Raw genomic sequence first — 20,360 nt, 5'->3', positions numbered from 1 at the left:
AGAATTTGGTTGCGAAGAATTATTGTTTGTCCGTTTTGTTCTCAGAACCTGGCTTGTCTTCTTCTTTTACTGCATCTTTAAACTCCTTAATACCAGAACCTACACCTCTCATTAATTCCGGGATTTTCTTACCTCCGAAAAGTAATACAAGAAGTATTGCTACGATTAGGATGTGTTGCCAAGATAAGGCAAGTATTGTTAAAGTATTCATTTCAATTTTTTTACAAAGTTAATCTTTTTTAATAAGAAACCCAACCTAATGGATCAACTGGCGTGGTTCCGTTCCATACCTGGAAATCAAGGGTGTAAGAGCCATCAAAATCCTGACCTACAACACCTACCAGAGTTCCTGCAGAGACCTGCTGCCCTTTAGAAACGCTTACACTTGCAAGGTTAGAGTAAATGGTGAAATAAGTTCCGTGTTTCAGCATAACGGTTTTTGTACCATCACTATTCGCCAATACCGAAGAAACAGTTCCCGGGAATACCGACTTTGCGCGTGTACCGGAAGGAACAGAAATCTTAATACCATTATTTTCCTCATCAATATTTTTGAAAACAGGGTGAGGATGTCTTCCGAAACGGTGAGTAATCTGCCCTTTATCAACAGGGAATCCCATTCTTCCTTTATTGTCTGCGAAATTGCTTCCTGCCACGGTAGAAACTCCGAAATTGGTCATCGCTTTTGTTTCTGCAGCCTTTTTCTCATCTTCTTTTCTCTTCGATAATGCAGCTTCAGCAGCTCTTGCGGCAACTAACTTATTAGATGCTTCTTTTGCCCTTAGTGCAGCTTCATCAGATGCTTTTTTTGCAGCTACTTTTCTTGCCTCGTCTCTTGCTGTTGCTTCTGTTCTGGCAGCTTCTTCAGTACGTTTTCTTTCCTCTTCAGCTCTTTTTGCGGCTAATTCAGCGGTTTTTCTGGCTTCAGCTTCAGCGGCTAATCTTTCTTTCTCCAAAGCGGCGGCTCTAGCCTTATTTTCGGCTTCAATTCTTGCTTTTTCTCTTTCAGCGGCAATTTTTGCCAGACGGATTTTTTCTGCCTCAGCCTTTTTTCTTGCTTCCTCTTCTGCCTTAGCTCTTCTGATTTCTTCAGCAATAATTACTCTGATTTGACCTTCGAGTGCTTTAGACTGAGTTTGTTTTTGTCTAAGCTCTGCCGTTAGCTTGGATTCGTTTTTCTTGAATTCTGTTACCAATTGCTCTTTCTGAGCCCTTTCGGCATTAATGGTTGTTAAATCTTTCTGTTGATTTACCAATAAATTCGCTTTTTCCCGTGCAGAGTTCTGTTTCAAAGCAATTGATCTTTTGATCTGAGCGGCAGCGTTTGTGATTTCTGCGGCTTTTTTATCTTGATAATCTGAATATTGTTTAAGATATTGAACTCTTCGGATAGCCTCTCCTAAGTTTTTAGCAGAAAGAATGAAGGTTACCTTATTTTGGACACCTTTATTTTTATAAGCATTGACCAAAACTTTCGCGTAATTGTCTCTAAGGACTTTCAGTTCTCTGTTTTGGCGGTTGATTTCCAGCTGACGAAGATAGATTTCATCTTCGATAAACCTTTTTTCCTTTTGGGTATTGTTGTAAACCTTTTCTCGTAATGCTAATTTTTTATTAACATTATCAAGGTAGGCGATGGAAAGTTTGGATTCGCTTCTGGTTTTAGCTAAATCCGAATTTATTTGTGCAATTTGTTTTTTAAGTTCGGCATTTTGTTTTTGTAATTGTTCCTTGTTTTTTTGCCCATATTGCAGTGTGAACAATAAAATACCTATTAAAAAGCTAAATTTTTTAATCATTTAATCTCAATTTTCTTGTAACTAGATGGCACGGAATAGGGTGTATCCATCCTCGAAAAGTCAAATTTCGTATTTTCCAGTAAAATCTGACTGCTTTTTGAGCCTTTTATAATTATTTTAACATTTCTCGGAAGACGGATTCCATTGATCTCTTCCCAATTGCTGTATGAAATTTCCAGCTCATCCGGAGATAACACATCTTTTAGATTTACACTTAATAAATCATAGTTGGTATCATACTGCAAAATAATTTTGTATTCCCTTGTTTTTTCGTCGGTTACAATTTTTTGATTGACATTAGAAGCCATTTTGAAACCCTGGGCATTTTGTGTAAGCGTAAACTGTGAATCGTTGAGCTTAACAAAAGTTCTTCCCATCAGGATTTTTTCCAATGATTTGTAATCAATGAAATTGACATTCAATAAGTTATTTAAATAATCAAAATCAGAATCGATGTAAGTTTTGGATGTTTTGTCCTGGCCTTTAATTCCTTCCGGAGTTGCAATTCCACGGGCAACATTGATGATAAATGCCTGAAGGTTCATCCATACTTTTTTATCTTTTTCAATATAAATTGTAGCGTCAAGAGTCGGAATAAAGCTTCCTGTTTCCACATTTACCTTGCTGCTGATTTTTATCTGCTCGAATTGCGGCGGAATCAATACATGCTCAAAAAACGTAAGTTTGTTTCTTATCGGCTGGTTGGCATCTTTTGGATTATTATCATCCTCCAAAACATAAGTACTGTCTATTTTAATAGTATTGTCTCTCTTTTTATGGGCATTTCTTGTTTTACAAGACGTTACCACAAAAAGCAATAATAATATTATGATCCAGTTTTTCATGTATTTATCTTTCAATTTTTAAAAAAAACGTTGCAATATTAACGCCAAACCACACAAAACATTTTGTGTGGTTTGATTATATCTTATTTAAGTTAAATATTTTCCGTCTATAACTATTTGGACAGGAAATCTAAAACCGAATAATCTCCTAAAGAAATTTCTCTTGCCACTCCGAAATACTGAGCAGAATTTCCGATCATTGAATTGGAAAGGTTTCCGTGATTGATTCTTGTATTCTCCTGAATCAAAGAATTTTCAATATTTGAATTTACAATAACCGTATTATTCCCCAAAGATACTCCCGGGCCCACTTTTGAGTTTGAAATTCTTACATTCTCACCAATAAAACAAGGTTGGATGATCAATGAATTTTCAATAACAGCCGAAGTCGGAAAAGTTGACATTTCCTCTCTTTCGTATTCAAGAATTTTGCTGTTGGTTTCTACGGTCGCGTTTTTGTTTCCGCAATCCATCCAGTCATTTACTTTTCCTAAAGAGAATTTTGCACCTTTTGCCCTTAAGTTTTCTAATGCAGTTGTTAGTTGATACTCGCCGCCGTTTTTAATATCATTATCCATGATATAATTGATCTCACTCATCAGTTTTTCAGCGCTGCTGAAATAATAAATACCAATAATGGCAAGATCTGAAACGAAAGTTTGAGGCTTTTCCACAAAATCAGTGATGAAACCGTAGTTGTCCAGTTTTACAACTCCGAAAGCGGAAGGATCTTCTACGCTTTTCACCCAAATTACACCGTCTGAATTTTTATCCAGCACGAAATCTGCACGGAAAAGTGTATCTGCAAAAGCAATGACAACATCTCCACTCATGGATTGCTCGGCACATTTGATAGCGTGAGCCGTTCCCAGAGGGTCGTTTTGATAATAAATGCTACCTTTTGCTCCTAATTTTTCAGCGATCTGTATCAAAGATTTTTCAATCTCCGGGCCAAAATCTCCGATGATAAAAGCTACTTCTTCAATTTTTTCCCCTGCAACTTTAGCAATATCTTCCACCAATCTCTGTACAATTGGTTTTCCAGCGATAGGAATAAGAGGTTTTGGAACAGTCAGTGTATGTGGACGTAATCTGGAACCACGTCCAGCCATAGGAACAATAATTTTCATAAATTATATAAAGATGTTTTGTTTAATATTTAGGTTAAAGATAATAATTAAAACCATTCATGTGGTATGATTTATATCTTTTTAAACATTTGTTTACATTAAAATAAATTTGTTTATTATCAAAAGAGAGACCAAAGTTTAGTTTCTCTTAATTCTGGATAAAAGCATGTCTTTTTCAGAATAGATAAGGATTCCTGTATAAACTAGAAACAGTAAGTTTCCTATCCAGAAATTGTAATCGAAAAAATTTACAATTGCATAGCTGAAAACCGCCAGAAGAACAATAAAAATAGAAATTTTCTTCATCCTATAAGGTATAGGATAATATTTTTGACCTAAAAAATAGGAAAGAACCATCATGACGAAATACGCAGCCAATGTCACCCAAGCTGAAACCATGAAACCGTATTGTCTTAAAAGCAAAAGGTTTAAAATAATGGTAATAATTGCTCCTGTCCAGGAAATATAAGTTCCTACCCGCGTTCTGTCAGTCACTTTGTACCAGGTTGAAAGATTGTAATAAATCCCAAAAAATAAGTTGGCAATCACAATAATCGGGATAATATTTAAGGCAACCCAGTAAGAACTATTTGGGACAAGCAAAAATTTTATCCATGAAACGTTTGCAATGATTCCCAATGCTACAATTGAAGCAAAAAACGAAAAATATTCCGTCACTTTTGCATACGTGAGTTTGGCATTTTCGTTTTGCATTTGTTTGAAGAAAAATGGTTCGATTCCCATTCTGTAGGCCGTAACGAAAAGTGTCATCAAAACAGCCATTTTATAGCAACCACCATAAGCTCCGGCATCGCCATCATCAATAATGAATTTCTGAATGAATTTGTCAAAATTTTCATTGACCATAAAAGCGAGACCGGCAATCATCATAGGCCAGGAATATTTGATCATTTGAAGAAAAAGATCTTTGGAAAATTGAAGTTTAACCTTAAAAATAATTGGTAAAACCAACAAAAATCCTAAAAAGCTTGATGCTAAATTACTATAAAAAGGATATGATACATTTTCTTTTAAACCTAGTTTAAAACTGAATTCCCGAGGAATATAAAGGAATAAAGCAATAACAAATATACTTTGAAAAACAGCCTGTGTCACTCGGATTGCGGTATATCTTATTGGCTTATTGTGAAACCTGAACCACGCCAGAGGAATCACAAGAAGATTGTCGAAAAATGCAATCCATGCAAACCATCTGATGAATTCGGGCGTTTTTTCATAGCCAAAAACATTAGCGATTGGTTGGTTGAATAATAAAACCAATATCAGGAAAACAGTTGATAAACCCGATAAAAACCAAAATGAAGTATTGAAAACTTTCTGCTCATTGTCTTTATCTGAGGAAAATCTAAAGTAAGCAGTTTCAAAGCCGAAAGAGAGAACAATATTGATAAATGAAATGAGTGCATAAAGATTAGTGAAAATTGCAAAATCTTCATTATTAATATTTTTAATGAACAAATAATTAAGCAATACAACAATTATCCTCGGCATAATCGCTCCAATTCCATATATAATTGTCTCGTTAAGAAGTTTCTTCAAAATGTGAAATTTTTCTGCAAATGTAAATATTTAGAAATTGATTTTTTATCAGCAAGCTTAAAATTCATTCATAAACCTTAATTTTGCTTTTTGTAGAGGTTGGATATTAGAAGTTAGAAATTAGTGATTACTTATAACTCATAATTCATAACTCAAATCTAACTTCTAATATCCAACCTCTAATTTCTAAAAAAGTAAATGAAAACCTTAATCAAAAACGTAAAAATCGTAAACGAAGGAAAGATTGTTGAAGGCGATATTTTAATTGAAAATGATTTAATTTCTAAAATAAATTCTAATATTTCTGAAGAAGCAGATCAAGTTATTGATGGTTCGGGAAAATATCTTTTACCGGGCGTGATTGATGATCAGGTACATTTCCGTGAGCCGGGTTTAACGCACAAAGGCGATATTGAAACCGAATCGCGTGCTGCAATTGCTGGTGGAACAACAAGTTTTATCGATCAGCCCAACACTGTTCCCAATGCTGTAACTCAGGAATTATTAGCCGATAAATACGAAATTGCTTCTCAGAAAGCCTACGCCAATTACGGTTTTATGATGGGTGGAACGAATGATAATCTGGAGGAAGTCTTAAAGACAAATCCGAGAAATGTTCCCGGAATTAAGCTGTTTTTAGGTTCATCAACAGGAAATATGTTGGTCGACAATCCTGAAACACTGGAAAATATTTTTAGCAATACAAAAATGCTGATCGCCGTTCATTGTGAAGATGAAGCGACCATTAAAGCCAATACTCAAAAATATCTGGATGAATATGGCGAAGATATTCCAGTGAAATTTCATCACTTGATCAGAAGTGAAGAAGCTTGTTATAAATCTTCATCAAAGGCAATTGAACTGGCGAAAAAAACAGGAGCAAGACTTCACGTTTTCCATTTGTCGACAGCAAAGGAAACGGAACTTTTCAGAAATGATATTCCTTTAAAAGATAAAAAAATTACCGCGGAAGTTTGTGTTCATCACCTGACTTTCACAAATGAAGATTACGACACAAAAGGCGGGTTAATCAAATGGAATCCTGCCGTAAAAACGCAAAAAGACAAGGACGGACTTTGGGAAGCGTTGTTGGATGACAGAATTGATGTGATTGCAACCGATCATGCGCCTCATACATGGGAAGAAAAACAGAATGTCTACACAAAATGTCCTTCCGGAGCGCCTTTGGTGCAGCATTCATTGGTTGTAATGCTGGAAAATTATAAAAACGGAAAAATTTCTTTAGAAAAAATCGTTGAAAAAATGTCTCATAATCCTGCGATTCTTTTCAGAGTTGAAAAAAGAGGTTTTGTGAGAGAAGGCTACAAAGCCGATTTAGTTTTGGTTGATTTAAATGAAAACTGGACTGTCGCCAAAGAAAATGTCCTGTACAAATGCGGTTGGAGCCCATTGGAAGGAATGAATTTCCATTCTAAAGTCACTCACACTTTTGTCAACGGAAATCTGGTTTACGACAACGGAAAAATTAATGAACAAAAATTCGGGGAGCGACTGCTTTTTGAAGTTCAGGAATAAATTGAACAAAAGCCTCACAATAATTATATCAATAGGAGCGGGCTTTAGCCCGCTTTTCATTATCAAATTTATTTTATCTCCCACAGATTTCTCAGATTTTACAGATGATTGCGTTTAAAGATCTGTGGAAATTTAATTAAAAGACTGCCGGAATTCCAAAGGCGACATCTTCGTTTTCTTTTTAAAAAGTGTACTGAAAGACTGCGAATGTTCAAATCCTAATTCATAAGCAATTTCACTTATTGAAAGTTCTGTTGTTGAAAGCTTCTCTTTTGCTTTACTGATCAATTTTTCATGAATATGCTGCTGTGTATTCTGTCCGGTATGAACTCTCAAAAAGTCACTTAAATAATTAGCAGAAAGATTCATCGCTTCCGCAAGCTGGTGAACCGTTAAAAGACCCTTTTCAGATGATTCTGTATTAAAATAATCATTTAAATAAGATTCAAATTTCGTTAAAAGCTGATGGCTTCCACTTTTTCGGGTAATAAACTGCCTCTCATAAAACCGTTTGGAATAATTTAATAACAATTCAATCTGCGATAAAATAATTTCCTGCGTATGATGGTCGATATGCTGACATTCCTTATTAATTTTATTCATGATTTCGAGTAAATCATTCTCTTCATCTTCAGATAAATGCAGTGCTTCATTCACGGCATACGAGAAAAATCCGTAAGAAGAGATCGTCTTTGCTAAAGAATGCTTCAGCAAAAAATCTTCATGAAAAATCAGCAGATAGCCGGTATTTTCACAATCCATCGTCTGCAAATCCAGATACTGAACCTGATTGGGTGCCGTAAAACTCAATACACCTTTATCATAATCGTAATGTTGCTGTCCGTATTTTATTTTTCCCTTGGCATTCCGTTTTAGGGCGACACAATAATATCTGCTGACAAAACCTTTCCAGACATCATCTTCAATAAAAACACTTTCATGAAGATTGATAACACTTACCATCGGATGCTTCGGTTCGGGAAGCGAAAGCAGTTTATGAAATGCAGAAATAGATTTTATCGTGTTCATAATTTTTAAACTTTAATAATGATTTTTGGGCGCCTTTTCCGTCTTCCACTCCCGCTTTTTTGCTTCGCAAAAAGAGCTCCGTTCAAGCCGGGGCGCGATCGTATTCCGCCATAAAACCTAACAGGTTTCAAAAACCTGTTAGGTTTGAGTTATTTTAACAATTAAAGTTACAAATTAATAATCCAACAATCCCATACTGAATTCATCATAAGGAGCACCTGTATCCGTTCCCAGCGGTACAATACTTTCCAGCTTCTGAAGTTCGGCTTCACTTAAAACAATGTTACCGGCTTCAATATTTTGTTCAAGATATTTTCTACGTTTTGTTCCGGGAATCGGAACGATCCCCTTGCTGATGATCCAGGCTAGAGCCAATTGAGAAGACGTTACATTTTTTTCTTTCGCAAGATCTTCAATCGCTTCTACGAGTTCAAGGTTTTTATGAAAATGCTGTTCCTGAAAACGAGGAATTCCTCTGCGGAAATCATTTTCCGGCAAATCATCAATAGAACGGATCTGTCCGGACAAAAACCCTCGTCCTAAAGGCGAATAAGCCACAAAACCGATTCCTAATTCATTTAAAGTTTTGATTACACCTTTTTCTTCTACCGTTCTTTCGAATAAAGAAAATTCACTTTGTACAGCCGTAATCGGATGAATTGCGTGTGCTCTTTTTACCGTTTCTGAAGATACTTCCGACAAACCGATGTAACCGATTTTTCCTTCCTTAACCAAATCACTCATCGCTCCAACAGTTTCTTCAACAGGAATATTCTTATCCAGGCGGTGCATATAATAAAGGTCGATGTAATCAGTTTTAAGATTTTTAAGAGAACGCTCGACTGCTTTTTTTACATAGTTTTTGCTTCCGTTAATTTTCCAGGTGATTTGTTCATTATCGTCAATTTCCCAACCGAATTTAGTGGCAATAATATATTGGTCACGGTTTCCCTCAATAGCTTTTGCAATTAACCGTTCATTCGTAAAAGGTCCGTACAAATCGGCAGTGTCCAGAAAGTTTCCACCCAATTCCAAAGAACGGTGAATGGTTGCAATAGCTTCTTTTTCATCAGCTTTCCCATAAGTATCCACATCGCCAAAACCCGTCATTCCCATACATCCCAAACCGATATTCGGAACGAGTAATCCTTGATTTCCTAATTTTACTTTATTCATATTCTGTTGATTTTTAACAATACAAAATTCAGCAGAAATTACGAGTCTGATGTATGCAAAACGATGATTGTCGTATTTAAATTACGGATTAACTTCTTTAACCCTAATTGTGAAAATTATAACGCAATCATCTGTGAAAATCTGAGAAATCTGTGGGAAATTAAATTATTTCCTAACCTTAGAACTCATATAAAAACTCAATTTCCCACCATTCATAATATCAGAATGTTTCAGTGTAAAGTTTTTTATTTCTTTGCCGTTGAGAAGAATTTTTTCAACATACACATTCTTAGGGCGCTGATTGATGGCTTCGATTTCAAACCTTTTTCCATTTTCTAAATTTAAAACAGCACTGTCAATCGCTGGACTTCCAATCGCATAATCTTCCGAACCGGGAGCAACGGGATAAAAACCAAGCGAACTCAAAATATACCACGCACTCATTTGTCCTGCATCATCATTTCCTCCCAATCCATCAGGAGTTGCTTTGTATTGCATTTCTAAAATCCGTCTGATCTGCGCCTGAGTTTTCCACGGCTGTCCTGCCCAATTATAAAAATAAGCAACGTGATGCGCCGGTTCGTTTCCATGAACGTAACCGCCGATAATTCCTTCTCTTGTAATATCTTCCGTGTCTGCAAAAAACTCGTCGGGCAAATGCATGGTGAACAATTCGTCTAATTTTAAAGCGAATTTTTTCTTTCCGCCCATTAGTTGAATCAATTCATCCGGATTTTGAGGAACGAAGAAGCTGTAGTTCCATGAATTTCCTTCAATAAAACCTTGTCCGTGCGTACTCAATGCATTAAAATCTTTCTTAAAACTTCCATCCGCCAAACGAGGACGCATGAATCCGATCGATTTATCGAAATTATTTTTCCAGTTTTCAGAACGTTTGATGAACTGATTATAAATTTCCGTTTCACCCAAATGTTTCGCCAACTGAGCAATCGCCCAGTCGTCATAAGCATATTCTAAGGTGTTGGAAACCGAAGTTCCACTTTTTTCAGCAGGAATATATCCCAAATCTATATATTGCCCGATTCCTTCATAATCCCTTTTATTTGCCGTTTCAATACATGCTTTCAGAGCTTCTTTTGGGTCGCCGTCATAATTTCCTTTGATAATCGCATCTGCAACCACACTCACGCTGTGATAGCCGCTCATACACCAATTATCATTCGCGTAATGTGACCAGATCGGCAACATTTTCATGGAAAATTGGTTGTAATGAGCCATCATCGATTTCACCATGTCATTATTTCTTTTCGGCTGAATAATGTTAAAAAACGGATGAAGCGCACGATAAGTGTCCCAAATTGAGAAGGTTGTATAGTTCGTAAAACCTTCCGCTTTGTGAATATTTTGATCTAAACCTTTATATTCTCCGTTGACGTCCGTATATGTTGTCGGACTGATAAATGTGTGATACATTGCGGTATAAAAGTTCGTTTTTTCGGTTTCAGAACCTTTAATGACGATTTTATTTAGTTCCTTATTCCAGTCTTCCTGAGCTTTTGCTTTGACCTGATCGAAAGATAAATTTCCGGCTTCTGTTTCTAAATTTTCCAATGCATTCGCTTGGCTAACAGGTGAAATTGCCAGCTTAACTTCAATCGCTTCATTTTCATTCGTATCAAAATCAAAATACATTTTCAGATTTTTTCCAGCGATTTCCGGAAAGTTTTTGGTTTGATCAAATTTTCTCCAAAATCCATTATAAACTTGTTTTCCGTCATAGTTTTTCTGACCGTAAGATTTGAATGGCTTTGAGAATTTCATTGCAAAATAAACCGTTCTCGTTCTTGCCCAGCCGTTTGTTTGACGGTAGCCAGTAATTGTATTTCCGTTTTCAACACGAACATAAGTCCATACATTTTTACCGTCATAATTGTAAATTCCAGCCATCAAATCCAAAATAATATGTGCCTGGTCAGATTTTGGAAAAGTGTAGCGATGAACTCCGACTCTCGTTGTTGCCGTTAATTCTGCTAAAATATTATGATCCTCAAGCTTTACTTTATAATAACCTGCTTCTGCTTTTTCGTTTTGATGTGAAAATCTGCTTCTGTAGCCATTTTCAGGATTGGAAGCCGTTCCGGGATTTAATTGAAGTTTACCAACAGTCGGCACGATTAAAAAATCCCCCAAATCAGAATGACCTGTTCCACTAAAATGAGTCGAGCTGAAACCTACAATCGTTTTATCTTCGTATCGATATCCTGCGCAATATTTGTAAACTTCGCCGTTGTATTTTCCATTCAGGTCATAAGAAATTGTATCCGTTTCCGGACTTAATTGTACGGCTCCAAAAGGTGCAGTTGCTCCGGGATATATATGTCCCATTTTTTCTGTCCCGATTAATGGATTGACATATTGATAGAGCTTTTCGAATTGTTGAGCTTTAAAATTTAAATTAAATAATAAAAATAATAGAAAAACAGAAGTTCCCGAATTTTTCATGAATACGTAAATTTTCGAATGATAAAAGTAATCAAAATCAAAGAATAATTTTTATTGTTTTGATTAATGTAACTTATTATTTTTCAGAAAAGCGGAAACCAATTCCGTGCAGATTTTCAATGATTATATTTTGTTCATTGGCAAAAACTTTTCTCAATCTTGAAATAAAAACATCCAGACTTCGTCCCATAAAATAATCATCGTCGCCCCAAACGGCTTTTAAAATATCCTGCCTTTTTAAGACTGTATTTTTGTGGAGGATGAAATATAGAAGCAATTCGGATTCTCTTTGGGTAAGCGAAATAGTGTTTTCTACATCTTGTAAAGTGTAATTTTTAGGATCGAAATTGTATTTTCCGACTTTGTATTTCTGAGGAAAAGATTCTGTTTTCTTTGATCGTTTCAGGAAAACTTCAATTTTAAGAATAAGTTCCTCAATACTGAATGGTTTTACCAGATAATCATCTGCTCCGATTTTCAGGCCTTTAATTCTGTCTTCTTTCAAAGCTTTTGCGGAGATGAAAATGATAGGGATTTCAGAGTTTTTATCGCGAATATATTGTGCCAATTCAAAACCGTTCATTTCAGGCATCATGATATCTAACAGGCAGATGTCGAAACTTCCATTATTGAATGCTTCAAGTGCCGATTTCCCGTCAGAATAACAGTCGATTTCATAATAATTTTCCAGACTATCCTGAATTAGAAAAGCGATGGTTTTATCATCTTCGGCATATAAAATTTTAGATTTTTCCATGATTTGCCCTATTATTTTTGTGACGGTAAAAACAGCGTGACAGTAATCCCTTTATCGATGTTGTTTTCAACTGAAATCTTCCAGTTATGCTGTTGAACGATTTTTTTTACATAAAATAAGCCCAGTCCAAAACCGTTCACCTCATCACTTTTTTTTGTATTGATCCGGTAAAATTTATCAAAAATATGAGGAATATTTTTAGCAGGAATTCCTATCCCGTTATCTTTAAATTTTAAATATAAACCTTTTACATCCTTAAATGAAGAAATAATAATTTCAGGTTTAGTTTCGCAATATTTAATAGAATTATCTAAAATATTATAAATGATATTTGTAAAGTGAAATTCATCTGCAATGATTGATATATTGCTGTCAATTTCTATTTTGACAGAAAGATTTTCATTCTTTTGCTTTATGGTGTCTGCAATTTCCTGAATAAAAGGCAATAAAATTATTCTTTGAGGTTTTAATGACAATCCCGAAGCGTCATTTTTAGCAATATTCAATATTTTTTCAATATGATTATTAAGCTTGTAACTTTGATCGGTGATAATCGAAATATAGGTTTGTAGTTTAGGATTTTCCTTTATTATTTCTTGCTTTTTCAATGCTTCTGAAGCCAAAAGTATGGATGAAAGAGGAGTCTTGAACTCATGGGTCATATTGTTGATAAAATCCCGTTGCAGCTCCGAGAATTTTTTCTGTTGAATAATCGTATAAATAGAATAAACATACACCAAAAGAATGATGATAAGAGCAAACGTCAGCAAATACCAAAAACGCAGCGAACTAATCAGATACGTCGTTTTATCCGGAAAACGGATTGAAAAATAATACACCAGATTTTTATGTTTTGGGAATTTAATAACCTTATTATTTGGACTTTCCTGATGAGTAGAGATGTATTTTCCATAAACCATTTTGTCACTATGGCAATTGTATAATGCGTAAACATAATCGGTATTTATTTGCAGACGTGTAAATTCAGTTTTAAGATAATGTTCCAATACTGCTGGATGAAATTCATTATTGATATTTACCACATAATAGTCATTAGAAATATTCTGTACCGGGCTTTCATTAAAAGAAGTTTTCCCACCAGAAAGTTTGTCAACCACTTCCAGCAAAGCAATGTTCACCGTTTGGTTAAATTTTTTATCCTCAAGATTATATGCTTGTCTTGTCCATAGAAGTTGGGCTATCAAAATTCCGATAATAGCGATCAACCCGAGAGTTATTATAATATTGAGTTTTTTTATTTCCATTTAATGAAGCAATATTATCCAAAAATATCTATTTATCTTTTATCATTAACAACTTGTTAACAAATGTTTGAGAGCGATTAACAAGTTACACCAATATTCAGCTTTACATTTGCTATATCAAAAAATAACAATCGGTTTCATTTTTAACCATTAATAAAAATTTATATCATGAAAAATTTAAAAATTACAGCTTTTTTAGCAGTTTTGGCATTCTCTCCGTTTTACGCAAATGTGTTTCCTGTTGAAGGAACCCCTGTCGTAAAAGTACTTGCAGATGCAATCAAATGGAAATCAGAATCTATTGATGTTGGAAATATTCCTCAGGGAAAACCAAAATTAATCAGATTTGAATTTACTAACACAACGAAAAAGCCAATCGTTATCGAAAATGTAGCACCATCATGTGGTTGTACAACAGCAGATTACACAAAAACGCCAATTCTTCCGGGAAAAAAAGGATTTGTAGAAGCAAGCTATAATGCAGCAGCTCCGGGTGCATTTATGAAAACGGTAAACGTTACCACAAGCGACAGCAAAACTCCAAAAACTCTTTCTTTTAAGGGAACTGTGGTGACTTCATAATTAATTTAATCTTGTTCAATATAAAAACAGCCTGATAATTTTGTCAGGTTGTTTTTTGTATTTATTTTAAGGAGCAATTTCCCGCTTTTCGCACTCGCTATTTTCCTGGTTTTTTGGTTGCGGCGGCAAAGCCGCCGCAACCAAAAAACCAGGAAAATGAGCTCAAACAATGCTACAATCGGGGCTAGGGTTGTAGTCATTCATTTAAATACTGGGAAATATTCGAAAAATTGTCATCTCTGTCAAGGATCTACACACAAATCTTACCATACTATTTTGTAAAGTTTGAAATTCTTATTTATAAATCATTTCTTTTGATTCTTTAAGGTTAAAATCAAAACAATTATTTGCAGCATCATTTCTTAACTTATTTTAAAGCACCGCGTCTCAATATTTACTATTTTTAAGAAAAATAAAAAATATGAATCTATATACACAGCCGATGTTGCGTGAAGATGCTTTGAAAGATAAAGTTGCCATCGTTACTGGTGGCGGAAGCGGACTTGGAAAGGCAATGACCAAATATTTCCTTCAATTGGGTGCAAAAGTAGTGATCACTTCCAGAAATTTGGAGAAATTACAGGGAACAGCCAAAGAATTGGAAGAGGAAACGGGCGGAAAAGTTCTTTGCGTTGCATGTGACGTAAGAAATTGGGATGAGGTGGAAGCGATGAAAGAAGCGACATTAAAAGAATTCGGAAAAATCGATATTCTATTAAATAATGCAGCAGGAAATTTCATTTCTCCAACAGAAAGATTGACACATTCCGCATTTGATTCTATTTTAGATATTGTTTTAAAAGGAACAAAAAACTGTACACTTTCTATCGGAAAACACTGGATTGATTCAAAAACTTCGGGTACGGTTTTAAATATTGTAACAACTTACGCCTGGACAGGTTCTGCTTACGTCGTTCCATCAGCTTGTGCAAAAGCAGGGGTTTTAGCAATGACAAGATCTCTCGCTGTTGAGTGGGGAAAATATAATATTCGTTTTAATGCAATCGCGCCGGGACCGTTTCCTACGAAAGGAGCTTGGGACAGATTGCTTCCGGGTGATATGAAAGATCAGTTTGATTTAGCTAAAAAAAATCCGCTGAAAAGAGTCGGAGAACATCAGGAACTGGCCAATCTTGCTGCTTACCTCGTTTCTGATTTTTCATCTTTTGTAAATGGTGAAGTCGTAACAATTGATGGCGGAGAGTGGTTGCAGGGTGCAGGCGAATTTAATATGCTGGAAGCTATTCCACAGGAAATGTGGGATGCATTGGAAGCAATGATTAAGGCCAAGAAGTCTAATTAACAATATATTAATGTTTTTATTGTCATTCTGAATAGGACGAAGTGGAATGAAGAATCTCTATAAATGATGCCGAGATTCTTCCTTTGTCAGAATGACAATGCCACTACAATACAATAGGTTTTTGTAAGAAAGTAAAACCTTAAAATAAAAAGTAGATTCTCAATCGGGATCTACTTTTTTATTTTGGGGGATTTTACGGTTAAGGTTTAGGAAATTTACTGATATACTTCACTGGCAGGCGACATAAATTTGCAGTAGAAATTTTTTAATAACCAAAACAAACAAAAAACATGGAAACATTAAAGTCGGTGTTGGAAGCAAACCACACTAAGAAATCAAAAAATGAATTGATCGACCTTTTAACAGGATTGGAAAAATCATTAACCCCTGCAGTTTACGAAAAAGTTTCAGGAATCGAAACTTCTGAGCTGGCAAATCTTTCAAACAAAGACTTATTAAGCATCATCGAAAACTTCAAGAAAAATTACGATGAAAAATGGGAGAAGTCTTTCGCTGGAGTGTCTTCAGAAATATTAAAAATGATTTCCGGAAGAATGGCTGCTGATGATCAGGTTTTTAAAACGTCAGGTGCGGAAAGTGCAGATTTTGCGGCAGAATTAGGAAGTATCGATTTCGCGAAAATCATCGGAGGACCGCTTGATGCTTGTGTAAAAGCTCAGTCTAATGCAGCGATCAGTACGGTAAATTTCATCCAACAAGTTGGATTTGAAAAAGACGGGGACAACAACAAACTTCGTATGGCAGAATTCAAGTACAAAAAACATGTGCCGAATCCTGAGTACAAAAATGAAGAAGAAACTCCAAACGTTGATGCTACGATCGAGCAGGATGTTGAAATTTCAGTTCCTTTCATCGCATTATTGAATGTTCCAAGCTTTAGAATCGAAACTTGTGATGTAGATTTTAACGTAAAATTAAATTCAACGTATACAAAAGACGTAAGCGACGAATTCGGGATCAAAGCAGGAGCTTCAGGAGGTTTCGGGCCGGTGAAATTCAATGTGGACGTTTCTTACAAGAGAACTTCAAGCACAGGAATTAAAGTGGAAAAAGAATATTCTCTTGGAGTAAAAGTAAAGGCTACGAATGACGAAATGCCTGCAGGATTGGAAAAAGTTCTTGGATTGCTTGCTCAATAAAAACTTTTACGAGACATGGTCAAATTATCAGATTACCTGGATTATCTCAATAACGAGATAATTCAGGCTCGTAAAAAAGCAGACGAAAATGCGGTTGCCATCGCAAAAGAATATGCTAATCACGAGTATTTAAAATATTTTAAAGTTCCCCGATATTCGCTTCCGAGCGTGAAAATGGATATTCCCATCAAAATCACCGATATTGATTCTGATGCGGACAGGAATTTTCCTTTAGATGAATCAAAATTAATTGATGACGTCAACAAAAGAATTCTTGTCATTAATAAAGAAAGACAATTGAACATCCAGCCGATTTCGACAAAAACTATTCAGAATGACGATTTTAAAGGAATATTGAATAATGTAAGAGGTGGTGGCGGAATGGAATCAAGCCGACTTTCAAAAATTGAAACCACGACACAGACTCCGGATATTAAACCATTACCGACAAAAGCCATTGCCGCAACTCCGCAAAAACCGGTGGCAAGACCAACAGAAGGGACAACAACCGAAGAGGAATCTACTGCTTTAAAACAAATTTATTCAGAAGTTTTGAACAGGTACAGCTTGATTAATTCAAAATTAAACAACATTTATATCGATCCAAACACCAATTCCGCCGAAGACAAGGACAAATTATTCATCAACCTTCACGTGGAAATGGAGGAAGAGGGAATCAGAATCGTTTCTTACCAGGATAAGGACGGAAAAACCATCGAACAAATAACTTTTGAGTAATGCAGGAACTCGTTCATCATACGATACAGAAAATTCAGGAATTGCTGGAACATTTCAACAAAGTTCAGGAGCTTTATCTGTTGAAATCTTTTGATTTTGATGGGCAGTTTGAGACATTTCTTAATGAATTTTTAGAATATTTAAGATCGAAAGGAAATACCACTTATGAGTCTGAAGTGTTGAAAGTCATGAATATGATTTCTACTGTAAAGAGAGGTTTTAATCCAGTTCAGATGGAAAAAATAACGTCGGCAAAACGTGAAACGCTTTGGGGATTTTCATTCAATGCGATGGAGACAATTCATGGATTTTTAATGGAAATGCATGCCAAAGAAAAAAAGAAGCTCGACGAGGCGGAAGAATTGCTTTCGGGGTTAATTATTTCTTTATATCAAAACGGAATCTTGGATGATGACAAAGTAAAGGAGCTGAATTCTGTTGCTAAGATTGAAGTATTCTGGACCTCACTGGTCAATCAGAATACGCAGATTTCCGGAATTAATAAAAAACTACGACTGACCATGATTTCGGAAGATATTTTCTTAATTCTTGAAGAAGTTATTTTAAAATTAAACTAAAAAACAAATTGCCATGGAAAAAGAAAGATATATTGTTGTTTTGGATGATCAGCAGAAAAATTCCCTCAGAAAAGTGGAGAATGAATTGGAGGTCACCATCACCTCATCAGAATTTCTTTCATCTGAAAACCGTTCTTATGAAGTGATTGATAATGAAAACGGAGTTTTATACAAAAACCTCGGCATTCTGGTCGTTGAAAATATGGATGAAGCACAACTGAAAAGTGCCGTAAAAAACGACTCGAATCCGATCGTTTATTTTGAAAAAGAAAGAGAATTTTTTTCAGCAGATGAATTATCAATTATTAATGAATTGAAAAAGCAGTCCGCAGAAATTGCAGGCAAAATCACCGAGCTGGAAAAGTATATTATAAATAAGCCGCTGCCTCAAAAACCCTTGGTAGAAATGGAGTGGGGCTTAAAAGCTTTAGGTCTCGAAAGCTCCCTGTACACGGGAAAAGATGTTGATATCTGTATTCTGGATACCGGCCTTGAGCTTTCGCATCCTGATTTTTCAGGAAGAGAAATTGAAGGAAAATCTTTCATAAGCGGGGAAGACTGGAACCGCGATCCCAACGGTCACGGAACCCATTGCGCCGGAGTTGCAGCGGGAAATATCAGGCTCGACAACGGAAAACGTTATGGAGTTGCAAAAGATGTTAATTTAAAAATTGCCAAAGTTCTTTCCGATGCAGGAAAAGGAACAACAAGCAGCGTCATTGATGCGATAGACTGGGCGATTACCAAGAAATTCAGGATTCTATCATTGTCATTAGCATCTGTAGTAAAATTAAATGAAGCACCATCACCGCTTTTTGAAACGGTAGGAGCGAGAGCGTTGGAAAATAACTGTTTAATCATAGCTGCAGCCGGAAACGACAGCAGTCGGCCTTCTATTCCGAAACCTGTTTCTTCTCCCGCCAATGCCGCTTCCATCATGTCGGTTGCTGCGATTGACGGACAAATGAAAGTCGCAAAATTTTCTAATGCCGGGCTCAATCCTACCACAGGAGGCTGCATAAATATTTGCGCTCCAGGGGTTGATATTATCAGTTCGTATCCCAAAAATACAAAAAATAAAAGCAGTGATTATTACGCCATGAGCGGTACAAGTATGGCTGCACCACATGTTTCAGGACTTGCCGCGCTTTTCATGGAGCAGTTTCCCGAAAAATCTGCAAAAGAAATCTGGGAACTGATAGAAACCAAAGCAAAACCGATTGAAGGATTGAAATATCGTGACATCGGAAGCGGATTAATACAGGTTTAAACATGAAAACATACCTAGCAGTTCTGAAACATGACATCAATATCAAAGATCTTGAAGCAGAACTTAAAAAGAAAAACATAAAACCGGCGGCTCACTACAAAACAATAGGGGTAGTAAAATTAGAAAGTGAAAAGCCGGTTTCACCAAAAGATTTTAAGGATTATTTTCTTTCTATTGAAGAAGATAAAGATAATTTAACAATATAATTGATATTTAAGGCTTCTCTGTTCCGGAGAAGTCTTATTTTTGTTGCTTTGTTAATTAAAATATATGGTTATGAATTTCAGATTTTCAATCGTATTTATGATGTTTTTTGCGTTGGGGTTTTCTCAGGATCTTAAAGTAATGAGTTTCAATATCAGGCTGAATGTAGATTCTGATAAAGAGAATTCGTGGACGAACAGAAAACAGGATGTTGCAGATTTATTAACGTACTATCATCCCGATTATTTCGGCGTTCAGGAAGCACTTCCGGATCAGATGAAGGATATTAAAAACGGTTTAAAAAATTACGATTATGTAGGTGTTGGAAGAGATGATGGTAAGGAAAAAGGAGAGTTTTCTGCTATTTTTTATGATACAAACAGATTGCAGATTGTTAATTCAGGAACGTTCTGGCTTTCCGAAACGCCTGAAAAACCTTCAAAAGGCTGGGATGCTGCTTTGAATAGAATCTGTACTTACGCTGTTTTCAAGGATAAAAAATCTAAGAAAGAATTTATGGCACTGAACATTCATTTTGATCATATCGGAAATGTTGCAAGGGTAAAATCTTCAGAATTAATTTTAAAGAAAATCAAAGAAATCAATCCTAAAAATTTACCTGTAGCTTTAAGCGGTGATTTTAATTTAACGGAAGACTCAGAACCGATTAAAATTATTTCACAAAACCTGCAGGATACTTTTTATCATTCTGAAACGAAACATTACGGCCCGAAAGGAACTTTTACAGCATTCAATGTCAATGAAGTTCCAAAAGACAGGATTGATTATATTTTTACAAAAGGTTTCAAAATAAAATCTCACCGACATATTAACGACAGAAGGGAAAACCTGCTGTATCCATCGGATCATTTCCCGGTTTTGGTAGATTTGCAGTTTTAATTATCTACAGCGTTTGTCATCCTGAAAAGATCCATGCACGAATCATTTCATACTATTTCTAAAAC

The 20,360-nt window shown here is 35.6% G+C and carries 19 protein-coding genes; 9 read left to right on the top strand and 10 right to left on the bottom strand.

What is annotated here, in order from left to right:
* Nucleotides 1-19: 19 nt before the first annotated feature.
* From ATE47_RS14545 to ATE47_RS14525, 5 genes are all read right to left on the bottom strand, one after another.
* Nucleotides 20-211 (bottom strand): twin-arginine translocase TatA/TatE family subunit, encoded by a 192-nt coding sequence (locus ATE47_RS14545; protein ID WP_062162634.1) that lies wholly within the window; start codon nt 209-211, stop codon nt 20-22.
* A 28-nt stretch (nt 212-239) separates the two neighbouring features.
* Nucleotides 240-1,799, bottom strand: coding sequence for a peptidoglycan DD-metalloendopeptidase family protein (locus tag ATE47_RS14540; protein ID WP_062162633.1), 1,560 nt, complete (start codon nt 1,797-1,799; stop codon nt 240-242).
* Complete coding sequence (locus ATE47_RS14535; protein WP_062162632.1) at nt 1,796-2,644, bottom strand: DUF4292 domain-containing protein; 849 nt, start codon at nt 2,642-2,644, stop codon at nt 1,796-1,798. Before ATE47_RS14535 ends, ATE47_RS14540 begins: the two co-directional genes overlap by 4 nt.
* A 113-nt stretch (nt 2,645-2,757) precedes the next feature.
* Complete coding sequence (locus ATE47_RS14530; protein WP_062162631.1) at nt 2,758-3,774, bottom strand: sugar phosphate nucleotidyltransferase; 1,017 nt, start codon at nt 3,772-3,774, stop codon at nt 2,758-2,760.
* 138 nt (nt 3,775-3,912) lie between these two features.
* Entirely contained in the window at nt 3,913-5,334 is a 1,422-nt protein-coding gene (locus tag ATE47_RS14525) for a lipopolysaccharide biosynthesis protein (protein WP_062162630.1), read from the bottom strand.
* A 198-nt stretch (nt 5,335-5,532) separates the two neighbouring features.
* On the opposite strand from ATE47_RS14525, the gene ATE47_RS14520 reads away from it, so the two are divergent.
* Entirely contained in the window at nt 5,533-6,870 is a 1,338-nt protein-coding gene (locus ATE47_RS14520) for a dihydroorotase (protein WP_062162629.1), read from the top strand.
* A gap of 132 nt (nt 6,871-7,002) precedes the next feature.
* On the opposite strand, the gene ATE47_RS14515 is transcribed toward ATE47_RS14520, so the two are convergent.
* The 5 genes from ATE47_RS14515 to ATE47_RS14495 all read right to left on the bottom strand — a co-directional run bounded on the left by ATE47_RS14515 (nt 7,003) and on the right by ATE47_RS14495 (nt 13,560).
* Nucleotides 7,003-7,899 carry a helix-turn-helix domain-containing protein gene (locus tag ATE47_RS14515; protein WP_062162628.1) on the bottom strand — a complete coding sequence of 299 codons (897 nt, stop codon included), beginning with the start codon at nt 7,897-7,899 and terminating at the stop codon, nt 7,003-7,005.
* Between the two features lie 174 nt (nt 7,900-8,073).
* Entirely contained in the window at nt 8,074-9,075 is a 1,002-nt protein-coding gene (locus ATE47_RS14510; RefSeq protein ID WP_062162627.1) for an aldo/keto reductase, read from the bottom strand.
* A 165-nt stretch (nt 9,076-9,240) separates the two neighbouring features.
* Complete coding sequence (locus tag ATE47_RS14505; protein ID WP_082632616.1) at nt 9,241-11,538, bottom strand: GH92 family glycosyl hydrolase; 2,298 nt, start codon at nt 11,536-11,538, stop codon at nt 9,241-9,243.
* 76 nt (nt 11,539-11,614) lie between these two features.
* On the bottom strand, nt 11,615-12,295 hold the full coding sequence (locus ATE47_RS14500; protein ID WP_062162626.1) for a response regulator transcription factor: 681 nt from the start codon (nt 12,293-12,295) through the stop codon (nt 11,615-11,617).
* 11 nt (nt 12,296-12,306) lie between these two features.
* Nucleotides 12,307-13,560 (bottom strand): sensor histidine kinase, encoded by a 1,254-nt coding sequence (locus ATE47_RS14495; RefSeq protein ID WP_062162625.1) that lies wholly within the window; start codon nt 13,558-13,560, stop codon nt 12,307-12,309.
* A gap of 168 nt (nt 13,561-13,728) precedes the next feature.
* Here ATE47_RS14495 and ATE47_RS14490 point away from each other — a divergent pair, with 168 nt between their 5' ends.
* The 8 genes from ATE47_RS14490 (at nt 13,729) to ATE47_RS14455 (ending at nt 20,295) form a co-directional block, all read left to right on the top strand.
* A complete protein-coding gene (locus ATE47_RS14490) occupies nt 13,729-14,142 on the top strand; it encodes a DUF1573 domain-containing protein (RefSeq protein WP_062162624.1) in 414 nt (137 codons plus the stop codon).
* 421 nt (nt 14,143-14,563) lie between these two features.
* Nucleotides 14,564-15,445 (top strand): SDR family oxidoreductase, encoded by an 882-nt coding sequence (locus tag ATE47_RS14485; RefSeq protein WP_062162623.1) that lies wholly within the window; start codon nt 14,564-14,566, stop codon nt 15,443-15,445.
* A gap of 290 nt (nt 15,446-15,735) precedes the next feature.
* On the top strand, nt 15,736-16,605 hold the full coding sequence (locus ATE47_RS14480) for a DUF2589 domain-containing protein (protein WP_062162622.1): 870 nt from the start codon (nt 15,736-15,738) through the stop codon (nt 16,603-16,605).
* A 15-nt stretch (nt 16,606-16,620) separates the two neighbouring features.
* A complete protein-coding gene (locus tag ATE47_RS14475; protein WP_062162621.1) occupies nt 16,621-17,343 on the top strand; it encodes a hypothetical protein in 723 nt (240 codons plus the stop codon).
* On the top strand, nt 17,343-17,921 hold the full coding sequence (locus ATE47_RS14470; protein ID WP_062162620.1) for a hypothetical protein: 579 nt from the start codon (nt 17,343-17,345) through the stop codon (nt 17,919-17,921). The genes ATE47_RS14475 and ATE47_RS14470 overlap by 1 nt, the downstream gene beginning before the upstream one ends.
* A gap of 13 nt (nt 17,922-17,934) precedes the next feature.
* Nucleotides 17,935-19,191: a S8 family peptidase gene (locus tag ATE47_RS14465; RefSeq protein WP_062162619.1), complete on the top strand. Its 1,257-nt coding sequence runs from the start codon at nt 17,935-17,937 to the stop codon at nt 19,189-19,191.
* Nucleotides 19,192-19,193: 2 nt separating this feature from the next.
* Nucleotides 19,194-19,397 (top strand): hypothetical protein, encoded by a 204-nt coding sequence (locus ATE47_RS14460; RefSeq protein ID WP_062162618.1) that lies wholly within the window; start codon nt 19,194-19,196, stop codon nt 19,395-19,397.
* A gap of 70 nt (nt 19,398-19,467) precedes the next feature.
* Nucleotides 19,468-20,295: an endonuclease/exonuclease/phosphatase family protein gene (locus ATE47_RS14455; RefSeq protein ID WP_062163571.1), complete on the top strand. Its 828-nt coding sequence runs from the start codon at nt 19,468-19,470 to the stop codon at nt 20,293-20,295.
* Nucleotides 20,296-20,360 lie beyond the last annotated feature (65 nt).

The sequence above is a fragment of the Chryseobacterium sp. IHB B 17019 genome, assembly GCF_001456155.1.
Classification (GTDB): domain Bacteria; phylum Bacteroidota; class Bacteroidia; order Flavobacteriales; family Weeksellaceae; genus Chryseobacterium.
This window is presented reverse-complemented; position numbering and strand designations above follow the sequence as displayed.